The organism is Alteribacillus sp. HJP-4 (assembly GCF_042139015.1).
Classification (GTDB): domain Bacteria; phylum Bacillota; class Bacilli; order Bacillales; family Marinococcaceae; genus JBHIKY01.
This window is the reverse complement of the sequence record NZ_JBHIKY010000010.1, coordinates 1-21,999: the sequence shown is the minus strand read 5'-3', so window position 1 is coordinate 21,999 and position 21,999 is coordinate 1. Positions and strand designations below refer to the sequence as shown.

The window sequence follows — 21,999 nt, the reverse complement described above, 5'->3', positions numbered from 1 at the left end:
TTGTCAAAATTAACGTTTGGCTTATAATATTACTTTGATTCCGCCTGATTCGTCGAAATGTCTTCTGCTTTTATGTTATGATGACGTGGTAGCTTACTATAAAGGATGAATGAAAATGATAAATTGCGAAAATATAGGACTCCGCTATGGAGATAAGAAGCTTTTTGAAGAAGTAAATATTAAGTTTACCCCAGGTAACTGCTATGGATTAATTGGTGCAAACGGTGCCGGCAAATCTACTTTTCTTAAGATATTATCCGGGGAAATTGAGTCACAGACAGGAAATGTCCATGTAGGCAAAGGACAACGCATGGCCGTCTTAAAACAGGATCACTTTGAATACGAGGAGTTCCGTGTCATCGATGTAGTCATTATGGGCTACAGCCGTCTTTATGAAGTAATGCAGGAAAAGGATGCTATTTATATGAAGCCGGATTTTTCTGATGAAGATGGAATGAAAGCTGCAGAGCTTGAAGGTGAATTTGCGGAAATGAATGGTTACGAAGCCGAAACAGAAGCCGGGCAGCTCCTGCGAGGACTTGGTGTCAAAGAAGAGCTTCATGATAAAAAGATGGCCGAATTGACAGGCTCTGAAAAAGTAAAGGTACTGCTTGCACAGGCGCTCTTTGGATCACCAGATGTACTTCTTATGGATGAGCCGACTAACCACCTTGATATTGCAGCTGTACAATGGCTAGAAGAGTTTCTGATTAATTTTGAGAACACTGTGATAGTAGTATCACACGATCGTCATTTTCTGAACAAGGTGTGCACCCATATCGCTGACCTTGATTTCGGCAAAATTGAATTGTATGTTGGTAATTATGATTTCTGGTATGAATCAAGTCAACTTGCACAAAAAATGGCTAAAGAACAAAATCGCAAAAAAGAAGAACAAATTAAAGAACTGAAGGAATTTATTGCCCGTTTCAGTGCAAATGCCTCAAAATCAAAACAGGCAACTTCACGAAAAAAGACGCTTGATAAAATTTCACTTGATGACATTAAGCCTTCTTCCCGCAGATATCCTTTCGTTCAATTTAAACCGGAACGTGAGCTTGGAAATGATCTGCTGACAGTTGAAGGGCTGACCAAAACCATAGACGGCGTAAATGTACTTGATAATGTAAGCTTTACCCTAAACAGTAAAGACAAAGTGGCGTTTGTTGGGGACCACGAAATTGCAAAGACTACGTTATTTAAAATTCTGGCAGGAGAAATGGAGCCGGACAGCGGCACGTATAAATGGGGATTAACTACCACTCAGGCGTACTTCCCAAAAGATAACTCACCTTACTTTGAAGGCGTGGATATGAATTTAGTGGAGTGGCTGCGTCAATATTCACCGGCGGACCAGACTGAAACCTTTATCCGCGGTTTTCTCGGCCGAATGCTGTTTTCAGGAGAAGAAGTGTTTAAAAAAGCGAATGTATTATCCGGCGGTGAAAAAGTCCGCTGTATGCTTTCGAAGATGATGCTCTCCGGTGCAAATGTTCTTATTCTTGATGAACCGACCAACCACCTGGATCTTGAATCCATTACTGCCTTAAATAAAGGGTTAATTGATTTTAATGGTTCAATATTGTTTGCTTCCCATGACCATGAATTCATTCAAACAATCGCAAATCGCATCATTGAATTCAAAGAGGACGGATTTATTGATAAACAAATGGGGTATGACGAATATATTGAAGAAGTAAAACTTCAAAAAAATTAATGGCCGATCAAAAAACCGCTGGAACCTGGAAATGGGTTCAGCGGTTTTCTTCTTGTAAGAAAGATTTTATTTCTGACAGAGGCACTGCCATACCGATCGTTGTCTGTTCTGAACTGGAAGTAGTTTTTTTGGCGTATACAACTCCTACCGTTTCTCCATTTTCATTAAGTACAGGGCTTCCGCTATTCCCTCTATAAATCGGTGCTGAAATACCCAGCGCGTCTTCTTCGGTTTGTTCAGCGGTCAGCGTACGTCCTTCATTTGCTATCTTCGTAAAAGACAATGGATTTCCAATTACGTAGATATGCTCTTCTGCTTGAGGCGTTTCTTCTGAAAAATGCAGCGGCTTGAGTTCTTCTCTTTCGATTTGAATAAGGGCAAGATCCTTTTCTTTATCGCTTTTTTGCAGTTTTCCTTCAAGTACATCACCGCCGCCAAAATTAACTCCGATAGTTTTTGTATCTTCAATAACATGATGATTAGTTAAAATATATCCATCTTCATCAATTACAAATCCGGTTCCTTTCGAGCTTCCTTCTGGTCCCTCTGCCTGAACAGTGACCACGGACTCTTTCCACTCCTGAACTGAATCATCCTGGGAGAGCCGGTACGAGGTTTGTAGAAAACGCATCGCATCAACGGTGAACGTCTCAAACAACATAGCTGCCATTTGAAATATAAGCATACCTGCAAGAATGAAGGCAACCAAACGAATGGACCAACGTTTCTTTTTCTTGTTTTTCTTCTTTTGAGGAGAGGATTTCTCCTCTTCCAGTGCTTCATTAAATTCTTCTCTAGTTAATTCTTCATATTTTTCGTCATACAATTCCTCAAGACCATCTTTATGCTTTTTGGACATGCCGGCCTCTCCTTCAAAATGGAAATAAATAAGCATTTCTTCAACTATACTATATAATAAGACTTAGCAAGTATGATAATGAAATAAAGGGGATCCATTATGAACCTTCATGAACTGATTACTTTCACGAAAAGGGTCCGCGAAGACAAGATTATTGATGTTTCTGCCCAGCTTGCCTATTACTTTCTGCTTGCGATGTTTCCATTATTCATTTCAATCCTGAGTATGATGAGCTTTTTTCCGATTTCGAGCAATGATGTGCTGCGTCTCTTGACACCTTATGTGCCACCGGGAACGATGGAAATTTTAACTTTTAACATTAATACAATCATCGACGTTCAGCGCTTTGATGCTTTATCTTTCAGTACGATTGCGACCATCTGGCTTTCACTGATTGGAACATTTGCCATGATCCGGGCTATTAATCATGCTTACAGACTGCCTGTACCGCGCTTTCATCACATGTTAGTAATCGGCAGCGGTCTCATGCTTACTTTCATTTTTGCGATTCTTATTTCACTGCTTCTTCCTATTTACGGAAGGCCGGCAGGTGCGTTTTTGTTTAGATTGACTGAGTATGATGAATCCTTTATGGTATTTTGGGGATGGGTACGGTGGATAATAAGCTTTGTTGTCATTGGATTCGTGCTGATGTTTGTTTACATTTCTGTGCCGAATAAAAAAATAAGAATGCACCAGGTTATCCCGGGCACAATATTCGCTTTAATATTGTGGCATGCAGGGTCTCTAGGTTTTTCAGTGTATGTTGAAAACAATGACTATTCTGTCATCTACGGCAGCTTAGGAAACATTATCGTATTAATGATCTGGTTTTACTTAACAGCATTTTCTGTATTGGTCGGCGCAGAAATAAATATATCAGTAGAGGAGAAGCAAAAAAGGAAATCGCTGAAAAAGCATTAAATTAAAACAAGACAAGCGTAGGCCTGTCCTGTTTTTCCAAACTTTCCCTTATTTAGAAGATGGAAATTTTTGATCCATTTCCTTTAATATTGCCGTGATAACCGTATAATTCTTCCCAAGATCAGCTTTTCTATTTTTTATGGTGCAAAGAATATCAAAAGTCGTGACAGTTGGTTCTATAGGTATCATAGTTAATACTACGTCAAACGTATGATTCCTATATTTAGCCTCTGCGAGTATTTCCCCACGCTCCTTATCTGTACGTATAATCCTTGTTATAATTGAAGTATCATTGGCAAGAGAGGAAGCTTTTCGGAACACAGCATTAAACATCGATTGATAATATCTTGTTTTTAATTCAGGCATTTTTGCATGATCGGAAGTCTCTTCCCGATCCTTAAAAAGTCTCGTAATTCGGTACAACGTATTCATGCAGCACATCAACCTTTTTCTCTTTTCTTCAATTATAATGCTAATCTTCGGGAAGAGCTAGTTTTTTATTGGAAGTTGAACCACGAATAATAAGTCGATTTGGAATTAATTCAACTCTGCCTTCACAATCAATACCTTTCTCAGTCATATCTAACATTATTTCCATAGTTTTTTCAACCATGATTCGTATCGGCTGATATACCGTGGTCAGACCTGGAGATATTAGGTCAGCAAGAGGTTGATCATCAAAACCTACTACTGCAAAATCCTCTGGAATCCGATAACCTAATATTTTAGCCTGGCGGATAAACCCGGCTGCAACTTCATCTGCACACGTGAATATTGCCGTCGGTTTATCTTGAAGATCATGAATTTCTTTTACTATTCTTTTCCCATCATCTATTCCATACGCATGTTCAAAAAACCAATAGTGTGGCAAATTAATATCTGCTTCCTTAATTGCTTCTAAGAATCCTTTCTTTCGATCCAGAGAAAGTGGGATTTCATCATTGCCTCCACAGAATGCAATTTTTTTATGGCCAAGTTCAATCAAATGCTTAGTCGCTTTGTAGCATGCATCTATCTGATCAAGCTTTACCATCGGTGCACTGGCATCATCCCTGTATTCATTGCAGAGCACAATCGGTCCGTAGGCCATATATGGTTCAATTGTCTTCCATTCATTTTCCATGGAGGCTAGAATAATCCCGTCAATTTGTTTGGTTTTTAATAAATTTAGATATTTTATTTCTCTTTCTTTATCCTGACGGGTGTTGCACAGAATCAACTGATAACCATGTTCATAAGCTGCTTTTTCCATTTCATCTACAAGCATGCTGAAGAAGGGGTTAATGATTCTCGAAATAATGATCGCAATGGTTTCAACTTTATTTTTCCTCAATTTTTGTGCTACTGAGTTTGGTACATAACCGAGTTTTTTCATTGCAGCATAGACTTTTTGCCGTTTTTCTTCCGTAACATAGGGATGATTATTTATAACCCTTGATACAGTAGAAAGAGAATACCCGGACTCTTTTGCGACATCTTTAATTGTCGGCATTTATCAGCGCCCCTCACCCTTATTAGCTTGTTTAAATTAAAATGAAAAATACTATTCTTTTGTATCGGCGTAAATGGCATCAATAACTTCAGAAACTGCCCATGCCTGCTTTGGGGTGATAACCGGTGTCTCCTTTCCAAGACAGCTCTGTATAAAGTTGCTGGCCTGATAATAACCAGGCTCCTTGCCAGTGCCGGTCCACGCCGCCGTCTGGTTCAACATCGCCCCATATTTCGTCTGATTGAGCCGGAGTGGAAAAAGATCAATACCGCCGGCAGTGCCTGAAATACTAAGGGACTCTTTATCATCTTCTATATTTGCTGCCCAGGATGTTTCAAAAAGCATCGTAGTCGTGTCTGAGAAACGAATATAAGCAGTAACATGGTCTTCTACATCCATGTCGTCCGGATTGTAGGCCCCCCATTCATTCACCTGCTCTGGACTACGACTGACTTTTGTATATGCCTGCCCATGTACATCTGAAACACCTGGAAAATCAAGCAGATACATAGCGAGATCAATAAAGTGGCAGCCATAGTCAATCAAGCAGCCTCCGCCTTGAAGATGCTTCTGGATAAAAACTCCCCAGCCTGGGACTTTTCTGCGCCGAAGTGCCTGCGCTCGGATAACAAATGGTTCTCCTATCTCCCCATTTTCGATCATCCGCTTCGCAGTCTGCACTTCTTCCATGAAGCGGTAATGATAACCAATCATTAATATCTTTCCTGCCTTTTCCGAAGCAGCGGTCATTTCTTCACACTCCGCTGCACTCATTGCCATCGGTTTTTCACAAAATACATGTTTCCCGTTTTCCAATGCTTGAATGGCTAATTCCTTGTGTGAAGAGTTTGGCGTACATATATACAATGCATCAATGTGCTCCCAAATTTCAGAAACCTCTTCACACCTATGCTGAATTTGAAACGCCTCTGCAGCATGCTTTGCTGCAGCTTGATTCATATCATATACTGCTTCCACGCCTGCAATCTCATGTAATTGTTTCAGGACAGGAAGATGGCGCTGAGTAGCAATACCGCCGACTCCAATAAGCCCTATACGTAATTTTTTCATTTCTATCACCTATTTTTCTACTAAAGGATAATTTGATCTGCTATTCTTTTACTGAACCGGATGTTAAACCTGCCACGATTCTCCGCTGGAAAAATAGAACCACGATAACAATTGGTATAGTAACCATTACTGTTGCCGCCGTTATATCTCCCCACGGAACTGTATATTGGCTTTGATAAAGAGAGATACCGACCGGTACGGTTCTCATCGAATCCTGAGAGTTAATTGTAAGTGCAAACAAGTACTCGTTCCAGGCAGCAATAAATACGAGAATGGCTGTTGTAAACACCCCTGGTGCAGCTAAAGGAAATATAATTTTCCGGAACGTCTGAAATGGGGTGGCCCCGTCAATTTTAGCAGAATCCTCTAGAGCATAAGGGATCTTTTGAAAAAAAGTAGACAATATCCAAATAGCCAGCGGAAGGCTGATGGTAATGTAAGGAATTACCAGTCCGGTGTAACTGTTGCGAAGTCCCAGACTCGTAATGATGTTGTATATAGGAGAAATAATCGCAATCTGCGGAAACATCGACGCCGCAAGCACAGTGCCGAGAATCAGTCCTTTAAAACGTATCGGGAGCCGTGTTACTGCATAAGCAGCAAGTGATGCGAAGACGATGGCAATTATGGTCGTCAATCCAGAAATCGCAACACTGTTCCAAATATATAGTAACAAAGGTCTTGTTTCCAATGCTGAAACATAGAAATCGAGATTCGGATTTGTGGTAAACCAATTAAAGTTAAGAATTTCCCCCGGCGGCTTGATGGAAGTCAAGAACACCCAAATGAAAGGGAACATGACCAGAAATACAAAGATACTCAGTCCGATATAAAATGTTTTCCCTGCTTTCTTTTGCATTGTTTCCCCTCCTATTTTCTTGGTGTCCGACTATCAAACAAGTCAGATCCGATTAATTTGATAAATAATACACTTAATAAAGCAATCGTCAGAAATACAATAACGGATAAGGTGGACCCTTCCCCAAAGTTCTGCTGGGCAAATAATACTTTATAGGCATAGACGGATATAGACTCCGTAGAGTTTGCCGGGCCCCCGCCGGTTAATACATAAATCAGGTCAAATACACGGAAAGCATCGAGCGTACGGAATAGTAATGCAACAAGAATTGCAGATTTTAACAACGGCAGCGTAACCTTGAGAAACTGCTGCCAGCGGTTAGCTCCATCTACCTGGGCTGCTTCGTACATATCGCTTGGAATGGTCTGCAGACCGGCAAGCAGCAGCAGTGCCATATAAGGAGTTGTTTTCCAGACATCTGCAAAGATAATCGAGAACATTGCTCCCCCGCCTGTAGAAAGCAGCTGGGAAGTGTCACTGATAAATCCGAGTTGTTCAAAATAGTGGGCAATTATGCCTGATTGTCCATCATATAGATAGCTCCACATCATAGCGGATACAGCTGTCGGAATCGCCCACGGGATAAGGACAGACGCCCGGACAAGACCACGTCCCTTAAAGCTTCGATTAATCAATAAGGCTACCATTAAGCCGATAACAAGTTCAAAAAACACAGAAGCCACTGTAAAAATCATGGTGTTGGACATTGACGCCCACATCCTGCTGTCTTGAAAATAATCGATGTAGTTTTCAAATCCAACGAAGTTTGATTCAAGGATTGAGTTTGCTGATGAATTCACATAACTTTGCAGATTTTCCAGCCCATCTTCATTTCCTTCTTCTACATATGTGCCGAGGCTTTCAGCAGAATCTTCAAGAAAAGCTTTATATTCTTCAGCAAATTCATTATCCACTTCGACATATTCGAGTTCATTATCATTTATGTTTTCGAAACCCGCCAGCATTTCTTCCACGGTGGTAAATGTCTCTTCTACCCCGTCAAAGCTCATTAATTCCTCATGATAACTGTTATACTGCTCGGCAAATTGTTCGACCTCCGCTGCAGCTTCTTCATTTTCCGTGGAGCTTGCCGCATTATCAATAGCTCCTTCAAGGTAGTAATGATTATCAGCATATGATTCCATTAGTATGTTTGAAGATGTTATTTTCTCAGAGCGTGTCGGATCATTCAGGCGGTAGTCAAACAAACTGTTATGAAAGGAAAGCATTACCGGCCATATGGTAATGAGTATAACGAGCAATAATGCCGGCATTACCATTAAATATCCTAATTGTGTCTCTGACAGCCCGCTGCCTCTGCGTCTTTTCATGTATATCACCCTCTGCGCTTACTGGTATATTTTTAAAATTTTGAAGATAAAAAGGGAGGAATTTTTCCTCCCCCATTGCTTTTAGTCTTCCATTGCAGCGTTCATATCTTCTTCCATATTCTGTACCGCTTCTTCAGCAGAGATGTCACCGCTCAAAACCTTCGAAATTTCCACCTGCATAATATCGGAAATCTCCGGATAGATCGGGGAGACAGGACGCGGCACTGCATTTTGAAGTGTTTCAACAAAGTCTTCATTCGCAAAAATAGGTGAAGCTTCTTTTACCTCTTCATCATCGTACAGTGCTTCTCGTGTCGGTGCTCTTCCGCCCTCAGTAGCTGTAAACTTTTGACTTTCCTCGCTTGACATAAACTTCACAAATTCCCACGACTCTTCCGGATGCTCAGTATTTGCACTAATCATAGCCATCCAGCCGCCCAGACCTGCAGCGGAACCAGCATCTCCTTCAGGAAGTGTTGTAAATTCTACATTATCTACGACATCAGATTCCTCTTCATCACTAGTCATTGCCTGCATGTAAGGCCAGTTCCTAGCGAAAACAGAAGAGCCTTGAATATATGAATTTGCCGTTTCTGTTTCCTGGAAACTTAAAATATCATTAGGAACAAATTCGGCATTTACGATCTCTGCCATTTTTTCCAGACCAGCTATGGACTCTTCACTGTTAATGACCACGTCGCCGTTTTCATCAATAACTTGTCCACCATATGCACCAATGAATTCAGTTGCGTTTACAACCATTCCTTCATATTGATTGGCCTGCATTAAGTAACCGTACTCAGTACCTTCTTCTCCTTGATATTCACCAGCCATCTCAATTAGCTCGTCCCAAGTGGATGGCGGCTCGTCTACAATATCACTTCTGTAATAAAGAAGTCCTGCATCTGTAAATTTAGGCAGGGCGTACTGCTTGCCTCCTACTTGGCCTGCTTCAACTGTACTAGGAAAATATTCATCCAAATCAATTCCGTCTGCTTCGATAAATCTGTCTAATTCCATCGCATAGCCTGCAGCACCGAATTCTGCCGGCCAGATTACATCTGCATCAAATACATCAATTTCTGTACTTCCGGAACTGAACGCTGTTACATATTGGTCATGCTGCTGACCAGTATCTGCCGGCATTTCCTGATAATTCACTTTAATATTTGGGTTTTCTTCTTCAAATTTCTCAATCAGCTGGGCGTCGCTCCCTGTAGCATCATAGCCTCTTGCGAATGTAATCGTAACTTCTTCTCCATCGCCGGAGGCTCCTTCTTCGCCGTTTTCTGTCTCTTCTGTATCTGCATCTTCTCCGGAAGTATCATTCTCTTCGTCCGAATTACCTCCACATGCTGCGATAAAAGTCATAGATGCTACTGCCGTCCCCATTGCTAATGTTTTGTACCACTTCATTCATTAACCCTCCCTGAAATCGTTTTCAATGATGATAAAAAAAAGAACGTTTTCAACTTCCTCCCTCCTGGTTGAAATCGTTTTCACATTTTGATTATATAATGAGATTTCCTAAAAATCAACAAGTTTTTTGAAAATTACCACGAATATTTTTTTGAAAATCAATTGACTTCAATAACAGCATTCTCTAAAATAAAACCAAGTAAGTTAATATGTTTAGTATATATTAGGTGTGGAGGACGATTAATTGAGTAAATTTCCAATCATTAAAGGAGCAGAACCGTATTTTCATCATGGTAATGACATCGGCATTCTAATCTCTCATGGATTTATTGGAACTCCGCAAAGTGTATTAGAGCTTGCCTGCTTATTTGCAGAGGGTGGTTTTACTGTTTACGCGCCGTTATTGAGTGGTCACGGTACTGACCCTGAAGATCTGAGAAAGACTTCCCACAAGGAGTGGCTGGAGGATATAGAAGAAGCGTATATATATCTACAAAAACGCTGCAAAAGGATATTTGTAGTCGGTCAGTCCATGGGAGGCACATTGACTCTTGCTCTCGCAAGTAAATATAAAAATATTTCCGGCATTGTATTAATTAATCCTGCCATTGACATTCCCTTTATGGAAGAGATGATAAAAAAATCTACTGAAACTTATATTACAGACGACAAGCCTGATATAAAAAAAGAAGGGGTTCATGAAATTACGTATTCTCGCATCCCTCTTATCTCAGTTTCCGAACTGGTAACTCTCACCAACATCGTTAATAAATTTTTACCGCATGTTCGTTGTCCAGCGCAAATATTTCACTCTGTGATAGATCATGTAGTACCACCTGATAATGCTTCCTATATCTACCGCTGCATCCAATCTCAGCATAAATCCCTGCAATCGCTGCCTAATTCCTACCATGTGGCGACAATGGATCATGATCTTCCTATGATTGCAGAAGATTCACTATTATTTATCAAACGCCATCTCCACGCTTCATCTGTGCATGCTTAACCTGCAGCGGTGCAGGGTATAGATTTCCACATACAATAGGGAGGTCATGATTTTGAAGCCGAAAGCGTATGTATTTGATGTATATGGAACCTTATTTGATGTTCATTCAGTTTCAGCGACCTGCGAAAAATGGTTTCCCGGTAAAGGAGAAAGTATCAGCCAATTGTGGAGAGAAAAGCAGATTGAGTATACTTTTCTTCGACAAATGATGGGCCGCTATCAGCCATTTGATTTCGTAACAGAGGAGTCTTTATGTTATGCCGCAGAAGCGAACGGGGAAAATGCATCTCCAGAGGCTGTCACGGATCTATTGAGAGCTTACCGTCAATTATCTTTATTTAATGAATCTGCAGATGTTTTAAAATCCTTAAAGGATAAAAATAAGCAGCTGTTGGTATTAAGCAATGGAACAGAAGAAATGCTGCTTCCTTTACTTGAACAGGCAGGTATTAACACGCTTTTTGATGCCATTCTTAGTGTGGATCAAGTCAAGCAGTATAAAACTTCTCCTGCCGCATACAGCCTTATTTTAGAGAAAACCGGGTTACAAAGAGAAGAAATTATGTTTCTATCCTCAAATGGCTGGGATATTACAGGTGCAAAAAGCTTTGGATTCCAATCCACCTGGATAAACCGAAAAGGCATGCCGCAGGAAAAGCTGGGATTTAAGCCGGACTTTGAATTCCATTCCCTTTCCCCTGTCATGGAAAGATAAAAAACGAGGGTGGTCATAAACAGTAAAGAAAAACCAGGCTGGTCGCCAAGTAAATGGCAGCAAGCCTGGTTTTTCTTAAACTTGATACTTACAAAAGTTTATATTTCTAAAGTGCAGGAGAATGTATTTTTGTACGACCCGCCCTTATAATCATTGTACTTTAATATAGTTACAATTAAAGTACTAGGCTGTTACCGCCCCAGCCTTCTTTTAAATTTCTTCAAAATAATCCTTTTTAAATCCTCCGATTTTACCTGTGTTGTCAATGATAAAATAAAACTCATCCGTTTCATTTTTCACATCATACACTTTACCAGGAGTGAGTACACGGTCCACTTTGTATTTCTTTGCATCTGCATGCAGACATTTTAACTGTTTTATTACGTCGGTTTCTGTCCAATTCTGGTGAATCATAACAGCTGATTCCTCCTGTCCTCTTTAATAATCTCTTTCACATCATACCAGGATAGATAGGGAAACGTAAAATCCCAAAGCCGAAAGAACGGCTTTGGGAAAGTTTCATATTATCCAACAAACATACCGGCGATCGCAGCACTCAGCAAGGAAGCAAGTGCTCCGGCCAACACAGCGCGCAGCCCAAGCTGGGCAATTTCTGCCCGTCGTTCTGGTACAAGCCCGCCGATCCCCCCAAGAATAATAGCCATGGAAGAAAGGTTTGCGAAACCACACAATGCGAATGTTATAACCACCTGAGATTTTTCAGTGAAATTGTCAATTTCCGGTGCAAACGACGCATATGCCACAAATTCATTTACTACCAGCTTTTGTCCGATATAGCTTCCCGCAGCCAGAGCCTCTGCCCATGGGACTCCGATCATGAAGGCCACTGGTGCGAAAACGAATCCTAAAATCATCTCTAGTGACAGATTCTCTACCCCAAACCAGCCGCCGACAAGAGAAAAGAGGGAATTGATGACAGCGATTAATGCAATAAATGCTAAAAGCATTGCCCCTACATTCAATGCGAGCTGTAACCCGGTAGAAGCACCACGTGCTGCGGCGTCGATCACATTTTGCGATTCTTTATCCTTCTCGATTTTGATTTCATCTGTCGTCGCTGATTTTTCCGTTTCCGGCATCATAATCTTTGCCATTATTAAGCCGGCAGGAGCAGCCATAAAGCTGGCGGCTAATAAGTAATTCAATGGAATACCAAGAGAGGCATATCCAAAAAGGACAGAACCTGCTACGGAAGCAAGACCACCTGTCATAACAGTAAACAGCTCTGATTTTGTCATCTTTGCCAAGTATGGCCTGACTACCAGCGGTGCTTCTGTTTGTCCGACAAAAATATTCGCTGCAGCAGACATCGATTCTGCTTTACTAGTTCCTAAAACAAATGATAAAAATCCACCAATAATTTTAACTATCCATTGCATTACACCTATGTAATACAAAACAGCGATCAAAGAGGAAAAGAAAATAATAATCGGCAGGACCTGAAATGCAAATACACTCCCTACTCCTTCTAATGTCAATAGATCTCCGAATAGGAAATTAATTCCTTCATTTGCATTATCAATCACACTCTGTACACCAATTGTTAATTGCTCAAGCGCTTTTCTCCCTAACGGCCACTGTAAAACAATAAACGCAAAAAGCAGTTGAAACCCTAATCCTCCTAGAATTGTCCTGAACCTGAGCGATTTTTTTCTCGTAGAGAATAGAAACGCTAACAGCAGAACAAAAGCAATCCCCATAATCCCCCATAAAAAATTCATCACAGCACCACCAATTATTAAAAATTTTCCGAAAAAGAGCGTTGTCTCCCTCAGAATATAAGGACATTTGTACTCTATCAAACAAATGAATGATTGTAAATAATAATCTTTAACATGGGAAGAAAATCCCACATCAATTTTTTTAGGGTGTACAACAGCCTCTCTGAGAAGGACATTTCCATAAAGTTAATTAACCTTATCGAACAAAAAATGCTTTGACCTCTTATTATAGGTCAAAGCATTAAGATTATTCTACGCTGAGTCGAAGGTCAGGCAGATGATTTAAAATAAATTGTGCTTTATCTGCATCGGCCCGCAGCATAAACTGACGATAATACTTTAAAGCCGTTTCAAAATGAGCCGGCATGCTTTCGTATTCATCAAGCACCTTATCAAACGCATTATATGCGAGCATAAGAGCAGAAACTAAATCCGTCAAGGGGATAATATAGGTTTTCGAATCATGATGCGGGGCGGTGCAGAGCGTCATCTGCTCTACCTGGCTGTCAAAGAATGAGGAAGCCTCCTCAATATACGGCCGATATAATGGATGAACATCTTTTGCCATATCTTCAAAGAATGTTCGCCACTCTCTGCTGAAACTTATCATATATGGCAGATCATCTCGCAATATAGTTATATCAAATCCTGCTTGTCTAATTCGATCCATGCTCATAGGTTCCATTATTTTCTGATTCGATCCCACGTAAAAAAATTTCCGGCGATAAGCTTTCATTCGGCACCCCGTCTTTCGTAATATTCAGATGGTAAGCTTTAAGACATTGTAACATCTATCGAAAGAGTTTCCTACACCTTTTTATATGTTATGAAATTTCGCTTACAAAAGGAAGAGGAGCATACATCTATTTTTGTCAATGTCACCAATTAAAAGGCACTGAAATCGTCGTGTCAAGCTTTCCTTTAATTTTTGAAAGAAAAATACGTTCGCCTTCAGCCCACTTTTTTATATATAACACCACTGGCGTTCTATCTCCTCCGATTCCAACAAGAATTATCTGTTTTTCAGTGGAATATAACGCTGTGTGCATCGTGCCGGACCAATTACTATACTGATTGGAATATATTTCATCTGTACTATGGTTAAATCTTTGAAATGCAGCGGCTTCCGTATGCGTGGACCAATCAATTTCTGCAAGCCGCTTTTCTCTTCGATAAGAATCTTTTAAGTAATGACAGTTTTCCTTGGAAAGTTCATTTGAAATGAAGTGATTGGTACAATAGTTTGACCTGGTCTTTCGAACAACAGTTCCTCTTGCTGAGGCCTCCACAACTGCCGCATGGCCTTGACTGTCATACAAGGAATAATTAAAGGCATGACGATGCGGTAATTCCTTCAAAAGCGCAATTGCTTCAGTAGTAGAGCTGCATTGTTCCAGGAGAATTCGACAGATAGTTGAACAAACCAGCCCGTCCGCCGGTTTTATTCGATTGACAAAATGGTAGCCGGCGGCAAATCCCCTGCTGTTCATCCCATCCGTGCGCCCGGTTGCTCTTTGGGCAAACCCCGCTGTAGCGAATCGTCCTTTTGGGTTCAAGAATACGAAACGTCCTTCATATGTTTTAGGGTAATAATCATAATTTCTGATATACATCCCATTTTGCATGACTGAGCTGCAGCCGGCACGAACTTTATTGCCTTGATAACCGCTGTATTCATGCAGAACATCATACAATGGCCACCGCATTCCCTCCGCGAGCCCTTCAAGTTCTTCAAGAAATTCCGGAGCGATACGATTTAATAGGTGTTTGACTTCAAGGATGCTGATCGAATAGCGTTTTTTAGATTAAGTTCGTCTTTTCCAATGATCGTTTTCCAATGACGAATTTTTTAATTTTTCCCCCTGCTGTTTTCCCATTTCATAAATAACTTCCAGAAAAAGCATCCACATTTACTCGTATTTCCATTATATTGCTTCTCCTCTATCACAGGATGTTTTTTCGTAACTTTTTGGACTGATAAATGAAAATGAAGAAGCTTCCCGAAGACAGCATTATAAAAATAACCGAAGATGTCCAAGCCGAGAGCATTACTGCCACAGAAGTAAAAACTATAAATAATAAGTGCATGAGAAATGTAAATGTCCTGTTCTGATATAAGTAACTATGCTGCATGCGAAGCTGTTCTATTTCTCTATGCTGCCGTCTATTTCTCTCTGAGAGCTGAAAAAAGGATTGTAAATCTCCAGGTAACGTTAACAACGGTCTGGCGTAATCTTTGAGGAAAGAACTCCATCCCCCTTCATCTTCCTCCTCTTCATGCGCAAGCAGCCACTCCATTACTGCCGGGCGCCCAGCCTCCATCAGATCCAATTCTGGGTCTAACGAATATAGTACCCCCATTAATGTAGATACCGCCCTTCCAAGAAAAGCGAATTCACTTGGCAGATGAATCGGTTCGTTTCTTGTAACAGCCTGTATTTCCTCAATAAAGGATTCTATTTTCCTTTCGTCCCACTTTCTCATATCCTCTTCAAAAAAATGTTCCATCATTCTTCTAAGAGAATCTGTCACTTTTTCGTCATCTGCATTCTCCAGTAAAAAACCGAGTTCTTTGAGGGATTTCGCTAACAGATCATAACGGTTGAACACAAATCCTTTTACCATTTTTCGAATATATTCAGCCTGATCGCCTGTTATTTCCGCCACCATTCCAAAATCCAGCAAATAAATACTGCCATCACTTTTCAAATGAATATTGCCTGGATGTGGATCTGCATGAAATTTGCCTTCTGTATGAATTTGTTCCAGAAACCCTTTTAATAATGTGACAGCCAGTTTCGAACCGTTCAATTAATGGGACTTTCGAAAATGAATGTCAGTAATTTTTTCTCCATCGGCCCAGGACATAACTAACACTCGTTTGGAACAGAGCTTTTCCATATATTCTGGAATATGAAAGTTATGAGAATGTTCATACAACTTTTGAAAAAACACAGCATTATTCAATTCTGTCTTGAAATTTAGTTCGTCACTTATCACCCTTTGTATTTCATGAAAAAGTCGTTTCAGGTCTGTACTTTCTCCTGCTTTAGTAAATTTTTGTGCAAGCCACATCACCATCCGCAGTGCTTTAAAATCTGCCTGAATAATTTTATCGATTTCTGGCATGCGGACCTTAATGGCTATCTTTCGGTCATTATGTAGTACCGCCTCATAGACCTGACCAATTGATGCCGATGCAACTGGAGTTTTATTTATGTGTTCGATTTCCTCTTCAATGCGGCAGTTCCAATCCACTTCAATTATCTCTTTACAAGCTTCCCATGGCACACCGGGGACACGATCCACCAGATCGCTCAATGCATGAAGGAATTCTTTTGGCATGACATCAGCTCTGGTACTTAAAAACTGGCCAAGTTTAATCATCAATCCTTCCAATTTCAAGGCTTTTAATTTGTATTCGGCCGCCTGCTGTGTCAGAAGCTTTGTCCATTTTTTTTCATTCCATTTTTTACGATGCTTTCTTCGGAACCAGAATATTTGTAAAAAAAAGCGGATGCTCATCCATACTATAATGAAAATTCTATAAATAGATACATACTTCACATGTGCCCCCTCCACTTCTGATTACTTTCCGGGCCAACATTTCACAGACGTACGATTCAACTGTGGATGCCGAGACTTTAATTTAATTGTTTTTCTAACAGCTCCAAAAATTCTTTAGCAATACGTTCTCCTGATTGGGGATTCTGAGCAGTTATTAAATTTTTATCAATTTCTACATTTTCCATAAAGTTCGGTGCCGCCACAAACGTAGCCCCCTGGTTTCGAAGCTTAGTTTCCAGCAAAAAAGGAAGCTTTTCATCTGCCTGCATTTCTTTTTCTTCATTATCAGTAAAAGAGGTTAAACGCCTTCCATCTAATAAAAATTTTCCATTGGCAAGCTTTACATTGACAAACCCTGCCGCCCCATGGCAGATCGCACCAATTGTTTTGTTCTCATCAGCAAAATGTGTAATAATTTCTTGAAGTTCATGGCTGTCAGGAAGGTCGAACATAGTGCCATGTCCTCCGCAGAGAAAAAGTCCGTCATAACCTATCGTGTCTATGTCCTTAAGTTGACGAGTATTTTTTGCGATTTCGCTGTATCTGTCAAGCTGTGTACGCGTAAACCCGTCGAGACTTTTAGGATCAAAAGGGGCTCTTCCACCTTTTGGACTGACCAGCATCACTTCGTGTCCCGTTGCTGTGAAGGCATCGTAAGGTTCTGCAAATTCCGACAGCCAGATTCCGGTTTTTTCTCCGTTTAATAATCGATCCGTGTTCGTCACCACAAAAAGTATGCGTAACAAAGTCACCTCTCCTTTTCAACAATGGTAAATTTACAGTTACTATATCGAATAAACAAGCAGAAATACTGAAATATTTGTGAATTCATTACGACATATATTAAGATCATAAAAAAGGAGCTACTATATAATAATTTCTGAAGGGGATAACAAATGGAAAGAAAAGATAAGTGTATCATACTCTTCTTATTTATTATCGGAATTTCTGCAGCAGCAGCCATCTCAAATGCCCCACAGCACTTCCCTTATTTTAGTTCGGTATTTATTTTAACGGTAATTACTTCCGGTTTGTTTTTTATCTATTTTAACGATCTGAAAAATCATCTGATTTTTTCCACCCTTCCAATTCTTTTTGGGGCAATTGTATTAATTCCGATTATTGAGGGGAAACAATTTATTATCCATTCATTTTTTTTATTACTATTTATTCCTGCTTTGCTTTTCAGCTTCTTTATGTACTCAAAAAAATGAAAAAGCGCTCCTGTGAAGGAACGCTTTTTCATTTTTATAAGCAGGACCAGCGTCTTACATCACTGATCAATTCCATAACTTCACTATCGCGGAAGTTTGTATGCTGTAGAATATCTGTATATAAGTAAATCACGATAGTGTGCCGGTCGCGATTATCAATTATCTCAAATCTGCTTTCCCGAGTGTTTCCTTCCGATACTGGCAAATCAAGAATTTCACTGACTTCCTCTGAACCGATTCTGTCACGCGGAACATCAAGAACCAGCTTCAGGTGATCTTCCATATCATCACAAATCATTCCCCATCGTTTTCCGAACCAAGCCCGGCATCCAGTCATACTTACTAAAGTATATCCATACGGAGGAGTCGGGACAAACTTTGTACTCGCCCACCCTCTCAGTTCCATCGCGCTGCAGAGTTCTTTCGCCTTGGCACGCACCAGTGTGTCTTGATTTTCCTTAACTGGCATACAATCCCCTCCTTCAATAAAGTACTCTACACCGCCTCATGAATCAGCATTCATGGAATGTAGAAAATTCTGAACATTAGGCCGCATCCATACCATAACACATTGAGGTTATTTTGTCGATTAATTAATTGAAAATTCTAACTTTTGTCACAAAATCGGGTGATAACTGTTCTCAATAAAATTATTATAGTATCTTCTTCTATTATATGCAATCATTTCAGAAATTTCATTTCATACGACTTGGAAAGATACAAAGCCTTCATTTCTCTTCCCTAGTATGAAACATTTTAAACAGATTAAACAAAAAAATGAAATTTTACCTACTTTTAAAATAAATTTGTTAAAATCAGCATGAGTACGATACCGATCGTAAATGAATAAGTGGCACTTAAAGCATAGCCATCACCGTGGCTCTCTGGGATCAGTTCTTTATATACAATATAAAGCATAGAGCCTGCAGCAAACGCCAGCCCCACCGGGACCAGGTGGCCTGCTATGCCAGTAAGCCAGTAACCGGCGAACGCAGCGAACAGTTCCATCACTCCTGTACCGAGGGCAATAATAAAAGCCTTCGTTTTGGAAAACCCTTGTTCTGTAAGGAAAAAAGCAATGATAAAGCCTTCCGGAGCATTTTGTATGCCAATGGCCAGGGCAATTAAAAAGCCTAAACCTTCAACACCACTGCTGTAGCTCACCCCGACGGAGAGTCCTTCGGGAATATTATGAAGCGTGACGGCCGTAATAATAAGCAATGCCTTTCTATCCATACCCTGCCATGTACCAAGGTGAATATGTCTTTCCCTTTCTATATGCTCATGTGGTATGTTTTGTTCTAGTGTTGTTAGGGTAACCATTCCAAGGAAAATACCCATGCTTACAATGGGAAGGCTGCTGAGTCGAAAACTTTCCGGAATGAGTTCAAACATGGTGGCAGCCATCATCATACCGGCACTGAAAGCAAGAAGCATATCTTTCCAGCGATGAGACGTATTTTTAAGGAAAACTGCAGGAATGGCGCCAACTCCAGTTGCTAAAGCAGAAAGAGTACTGGCTATAATAAATCCTTCCATTCTGTAACTCCTTTACATAACATTACGTCTATATAGTGTACGCCTTTCATTTATTTCTGCAAAGAGCGTGTTTTACAATTTTATTTCAGGATGGTTTTTTAGCTTGTTTATTGTTAGTATAAATTCTAGGCAATAGTTATTGTCTTTTTTTGAAAGGAAGTGTCGTTAACGTTTTGAATGCAAAAAAAGTCACAAACATTCTTGCTTTATTAGTTGTAATAGGATTTGCTGTTTATTTTTTTATTCCAACCGGAAGCGACCAGACGTCTGATGATGCAGATGAGGCCGATGACGGAAGCGGCTGGGGTGATAATGAAGTCTCTGAAGATGATCAAAGCGAAAATTACTTTCAAGAAGAAGTCTCCGGCGGCGGAGTCAGTTCTTCGAATGAAGAAGCTGTAGAAGTCGGAATGGACATATTGGAAAATGGCGGAAATGCTGTGGACGCCGCGGTTGCCATTTCATTTACGTTAAATGTAACCGAACCGTATGGATCAGGAGTCGGCGGAGGAGGCGCCATGGTTTATATGCCTTCACCAGAGGAAACTCCGGTTGTTTATGATTACCGCGAGACCGCATCGAGTACAAACCCTCGTGATGTTGTAGGTGTTCCCGGCTTCGTGAAAGGGATGCAGACCTTTCATGAAAAAGAAGGCGGAAATCTTGAAGTAGACGAACTGCTCGACCCGGCAATTCAATATGCCGAAGAGGGAATCCCCGTCAGCAACTCGCTTTTTAACCGTATTAACAATGCCCGTGAAGCCGGACGATTATCTCCGGAGCAATCTCCCCATTTTTTTCCTGATGGCCAAACAGCTCCGGAAGGCAGCACAATAGTTCAGCAGGATCTGGCTAATGTTTTAAAAACGCTTAAGGAAAATGGTTTGAATGATTTTTATGAAGGAGAAATCGCACAAAAAATTATTGCCACGTATCCACACATAAGCCAAGAAGATCTAAGCAATTATTCAATCAAGGTATCAGAAGCAGCAAGCGGGCAATTTGAAGATAATACTGTTTACTCTGCCCCACCCCCTCTCTCAGGCGTTACTTTGATACAAATGCTAGGTATGGCAGAAAAGTTGAATGCCGAAAAGTTCATTAATGATGAAGCACAGTACATGAATCTCTTCAGTGAGATCACCCGGCAGGCTTATAATGATAGACTTGGAACTTATGGAGACCCGGACTTCTTCAATAATAAAAATAATTTAACATCTGATGAAAAAATTACAGAGCTTGCAAAAAAAGCAAACACCAGGGACGACTTAAATGTAGACACAGAAGTAACGGCGATGGATGATCCCGATCGAAACCACACAAATACGACTCACTTTGTTGTTATGGATGATGAAGGAAGAACTGTTTCCACAACAAATACATTAGGTAACTTTTTCGGTTCCGGTCAGATGGTGGATGGAATGTGGATGAACAGTCAGCTTCTAAACTTTAGTGAAAATCTTGATTCTCCAAATTCGATCGAACAAGGGAAAAGACCACGCAGTTTTATCTCACCAACAATAATAAAAAATGATAATTCTGGTCAGGTAATGGGTATAGGTACACCAGGAGGAACCAGAATTCCAAGTATCATCAGTCAATTTATACTCCGCCAGCAATACCTCGATGAAAGTTTTGCGGAGTCAATGGAAGCAACGAGATTTGCACCATATTACAGTTCCATGGAGGAACAAATTTATTTGGATATTGAAGACTTTGATCAGGAACTGACTAATAATGATCCTTTGGTGACAACTTTAACAGAATCTGGTTACCAGGTAAGGCCACAGCCTATAACTACCTATTTCGGAAGCATTTCTGCTTTGGCCAAAGATTATAAAAACCAAGAAATTATTGAAATAACTGACACTCGCCGAAATGGTATTGCAGACAGTACGAATGAATAATAAAGGAGTAACGTAATGAGTTTTCTAAAAAAGATTGGACCCTATGTTTTTTTGCTTTCGCTTGTGTTATTTATGTATTTCTTTAAAACAGACCAAGAATTGACAAATCAAGAAATAAATTCAATAGAAAATGCTTTAGAGAGAACAAATATTGTGAGTGATTATGAGAGTGAATAACATGAAATGCGCTGCTGATATATTTTCAGCAGCTAAGGAGGACGCATCATGCTGCTAATTTTTATCGCAGTCGCATTACTAATCGTATTGGGTGTACGAGAAAAAGTAAAACATCGGCAAATTATTAAATCTGTCCCGCTTCGGATAAATGTGAACGGTATCCGCGGGAAATCAACTGTCACACGATTAATCACCGGTGTTCTTGCTGAAGCAGGCTATAAGGTCGCTGGCAAAACGACAGGAACCTCAGCTAAATTTATTCACTGGACCGGTGAAGAAGATGACATTATCCGTAACCCGGAAGGGCCAAATATTAAGGAACAAAAAGTAATTTTAAAGAAAGCTTCTGATATCGGAGCAAATGCTTTTGTCGGGGAATGTATGGCCATTAACCCTGAGTATCAGCATGTACTGCAGCAATCCTTTCTTCAGGCCAATATCGGAGTCATCCTGAATGTCT

The 21,999-nt window shown here is 40.3% G+C and carries 21 protein-coding genes and 2 pseudogenes; 8 read left to right on the top strand and 15 right to left on the bottom strand.

Annotation, left to right across the window (positions count from 1 at the left end; translation table 11 throughout):
- The first annotated feature begins 115 nt into the window (after nt 1–115).
- Nucleotides 116–1,717 (top strand): ABC-F family ATP-binding cassette domain-containing protein, encoded by a 1,602-nt coding sequence (locus ACE4RR_RS11190; protein ID WP_375535508.1) that lies wholly within the window; start codon nt 116–118, stop codon nt 1,715–1,717.
- A 37-nt stretch (nt 1,718–1,754) separates the two neighbouring features.
- Here ACE4RR_RS11190 and ACE4RR_RS11185 read toward each other — a convergent pair whose 3' ends face one another.
- Nucleotides 1,755–2,576 carry a S1C family serine protease gene (locus ACE4RR_RS11185; RefSeq protein WP_375535507.1) on the bottom strand — a complete coding sequence of 274 codons (822 nt, stop codon included), beginning with the start codon at nt 2,574–2,576 and terminating at the stop codon, nt 1,755–1,757.
- A gap of 99 nt (nt 2,577–2,675) precedes the next feature.
- Between ACE4RR_RS11185 and ACE4RR_RS11180 the strand changes: the two genes are divergently transcribed.
- Nucleotides 2,676–3,500 (top strand): YihY/virulence factor BrkB family protein, encoded by an 825-nt coding sequence (locus ACE4RR_RS11180; protein ID WP_375535506.1) that lies wholly within the window; start codon nt 2,676–2,678, stop codon nt 3,498–3,500.
- Nucleotides 3,501–3,548: 48 nt separating this feature from the next.
- Here ACE4RR_RS11180 and ACE4RR_RS11175 read toward each other — a convergent pair whose 3' ends face one another.
- From ACE4RR_RS11175 to ACE4RR_RS11150, 6 genes are all read right to left on the bottom strand, one after another.
- On the bottom strand, nt 3,549–3,932 hold the full coding sequence (locus ACE4RR_RS11175; RefSeq protein ID WP_375535505.1) for a hypothetical protein: 384 nt from the start codon (nt 3,930–3,932) through the stop codon (nt 3,549–3,551).
- Between the two features lie 40 nt (nt 3,933–3,972).
- Nucleotides 3,973–4,992 (bottom strand): LacI family DNA-binding transcriptional regulator, encoded by a 1,020-nt coding sequence (locus ACE4RR_RS11170; protein WP_375535504.1) that lies wholly within the window; start codon nt 4,990–4,992, stop codon nt 3,973–3,975.
- Between the two features lie 51 nt (nt 4,993–5,043).
- On the bottom strand, nt 5,044–6,063 hold the full coding sequence (locus ACE4RR_RS11165; RefSeq protein ID WP_375535503.1) for a Gfo/Idh/MocA family protein: 1,020 nt from the start codon (nt 6,061–6,063) through the stop codon (nt 5,044–5,046).
- 40 nt (nt 6,064–6,103) lie between these two features.
- On the bottom strand, nt 6,104–6,922 hold the full coding sequence (locus ACE4RR_RS11160; RefSeq protein WP_375535502.1) for a carbohydrate ABC transporter permease: 819 nt from the start codon (nt 6,920–6,922) through the stop codon (nt 6,104–6,106).
- Between the two features lie 11 nt (nt 6,923–6,933).
- Complete coding sequence (locus ACE4RR_RS11155) at nt 6,934–8,253, bottom strand: carbohydrate ABC transporter permease (protein WP_375535501.1); 1,320 nt, start codon at nt 8,251–8,253, stop codon at nt 6,934–6,936.
- Nucleotides 8,254–8,334: 81 nt separating this feature from the next.
- Nucleotides 8,335–9,669, bottom strand: a complete 1,335-nt coding sequence (locus ACE4RR_RS11150; RefSeq protein WP_375535500.1) for an ABC transporter substrate-binding protein — start codon at nt 9,667–9,669, stop codon at nt 8,335–8,337.
- 247 nt (nt 9,670–9,916) lie between these two features.
- Between ACE4RR_RS11150 and ACE4RR_RS11145 the strand changes: the two genes are divergently transcribed.
- Complete coding sequence (locus tag ACE4RR_RS11145; RefSeq protein ID WP_375535499.1) at nt 9,917–10,678, top strand: alpha/beta hydrolase; 762 nt, start codon at nt 9,917–9,919, stop codon at nt 10,676–10,678.
- A gap of 46 nt (nt 10,679–10,724) precedes the next feature.
- Nucleotides 10,725–11,393 (top strand): haloacid dehalogenase type II, encoded by a 669-nt coding sequence (locus ACE4RR_RS11140; protein WP_375535498.1) that lies wholly within the window; start codon nt 10,725–10,727, stop codon nt 11,391–11,393.
- 210 nt (nt 11,394–11,603) lie between these two features.
- Here ACE4RR_RS11140 and ACE4RR_RS11135 read toward each other — a convergent pair whose 3' ends face one another.
- The 6 genes and pseudogenes from ACE4RR_RS11135 to ACE4RR_RS11110 form a co-directional block, all read right to left on the bottom strand.
- Nucleotides 11,604–11,807: a DUF6501 family protein gene (locus ACE4RR_RS11135; RefSeq protein WP_375535497.1), complete on the bottom strand. Its 204-nt coding sequence runs from the start codon at nt 11,805–11,807 to the stop codon at nt 11,604–11,606.
- A gap of 110 nt (nt 11,808–11,917) precedes the next feature.
- Nucleotides 11,918–13,135 carry a NupC/NupG family nucleoside CNT transporter gene (locus tag ACE4RR_RS11130; protein WP_375535496.1) on the bottom strand — a complete coding sequence of 406 codons (1,218 nt, stop codon included), beginning with the start codon at nt 13,133–13,135 and terminating at the stop codon, nt 11,918–11,920.
- 247 nt (nt 13,136–13,382) lie between these two features.
- Nucleotides 13,383–13,805, bottom strand: coding sequence for a hypothetical protein (locus ACE4RR_RS11125; protein ID WP_375535495.1), 423 nt, complete (start codon nt 13,803–13,805; stop codon nt 13,383–13,385).
- A gap of 208 nt (nt 13,806–14,013) precedes the next feature.
- Complete coding sequence (locus ACE4RR_RS11120; protein WP_375535607.1) at nt 14,014–14,916, bottom strand: C45 family autoproteolytic acyltransferase/hydrolase; 903 nt, start codon at nt 14,914–14,916, stop codon at nt 14,014–14,016.
- A gap of 163 nt (nt 14,917–15,079) precedes the next feature.
- Nucleotides 15,080–16,480 (bottom strand): annotated as a pseudogene (locus ACE4RR_RS11115) (ABC1 kinase family protein).
- A gap of 299 nt (nt 16,481–16,779) precedes the next feature.
- Nucleotides 16,780–17,448 carry a type 1 glutamine amidotransferase domain-containing protein gene (locus ACE4RR_RS11110; RefSeq protein ID WP_375535494.1) on the bottom strand — a complete coding sequence of 223 codons (669 nt, stop codon included), beginning with the start codon at nt 17,446–17,448 and terminating at the stop codon, nt 16,780–16,782.
- A gap of 150 nt (nt 17,449–17,598) precedes the next feature.
- On the opposite strand from ACE4RR_RS11110, the gene ACE4RR_RS11105 reads away from it, so the two are divergent.
- Complete coding sequence (locus ACE4RR_RS11105) at nt 17,599–17,916, top strand: hypothetical protein (protein ID WP_375535493.1); 318 nt, start codon at nt 17,599–17,601, stop codon at nt 17,914–17,916.
- A gap of 34 nt (nt 17,917–17,950) precedes the next feature.
- On the opposite strand, the gene ACE4RR_RS11100 is transcribed toward ACE4RR_RS11105, so the two are convergent.
- Both ACE4RR_RS11100 and ACE4RR_RS11095 read right to left on the bottom strand, forming a co-directional pair.
- Complete coding sequence (locus ACE4RR_RS11100; RefSeq protein WP_375535492.1) at nt 17,951–18,385, bottom strand: hypothetical protein; 435 nt, start codon at nt 18,383–18,385, stop codon at nt 17,951–17,953.
- Between the two features lie 326 nt (nt 18,386–18,711).
- Entirely contained in the window at nt 18,712–19,455 is a 744-nt protein-coding gene (locus ACE4RR_RS11095) for a ZIP family metal transporter (RefSeq protein WP_375535491.1), read from the bottom strand.
- Between the two features lie 173 nt (nt 19,456–19,628).
- Here ACE4RR_RS11095 and ACE4RR_RS11090 point away from each other — a divergent pair, with 173 nt between their 5' ends.
- The 3 genes and pseudogenes from ACE4RR_RS11090 to ACE4RR_RS11080 all read left to right on the top strand — a co-directional run.
- On the top strand, nt 19,629–21,362 hold the full coding sequence (locus tag ACE4RR_RS11090; protein ID WP_375535490.1) for a gamma-glutamyltransferase family protein: 1,734 nt from the start codon (nt 19,629–19,631) through the stop codon (nt 21,360–21,362).
- Nucleotides 21,363–21,377: 15 nt separating this feature from the next.
- Nucleotides 21,378–21,539, top strand: a complete 162-nt coding sequence (locus ACE4RR_RS11085; protein WP_375535489.1) for a hypothetical protein — start codon at nt 21,378–21,380, stop codon at nt 21,537–21,539.
- Between the two features lie 48 nt (nt 21,540–21,587).
- Nucleotides 21,588–21,999: pseudogene (locus tag ACE4RR_RS11080) on the top strand (poly-gamma-glutamate synthase PgsB); the annotation flags it as partial.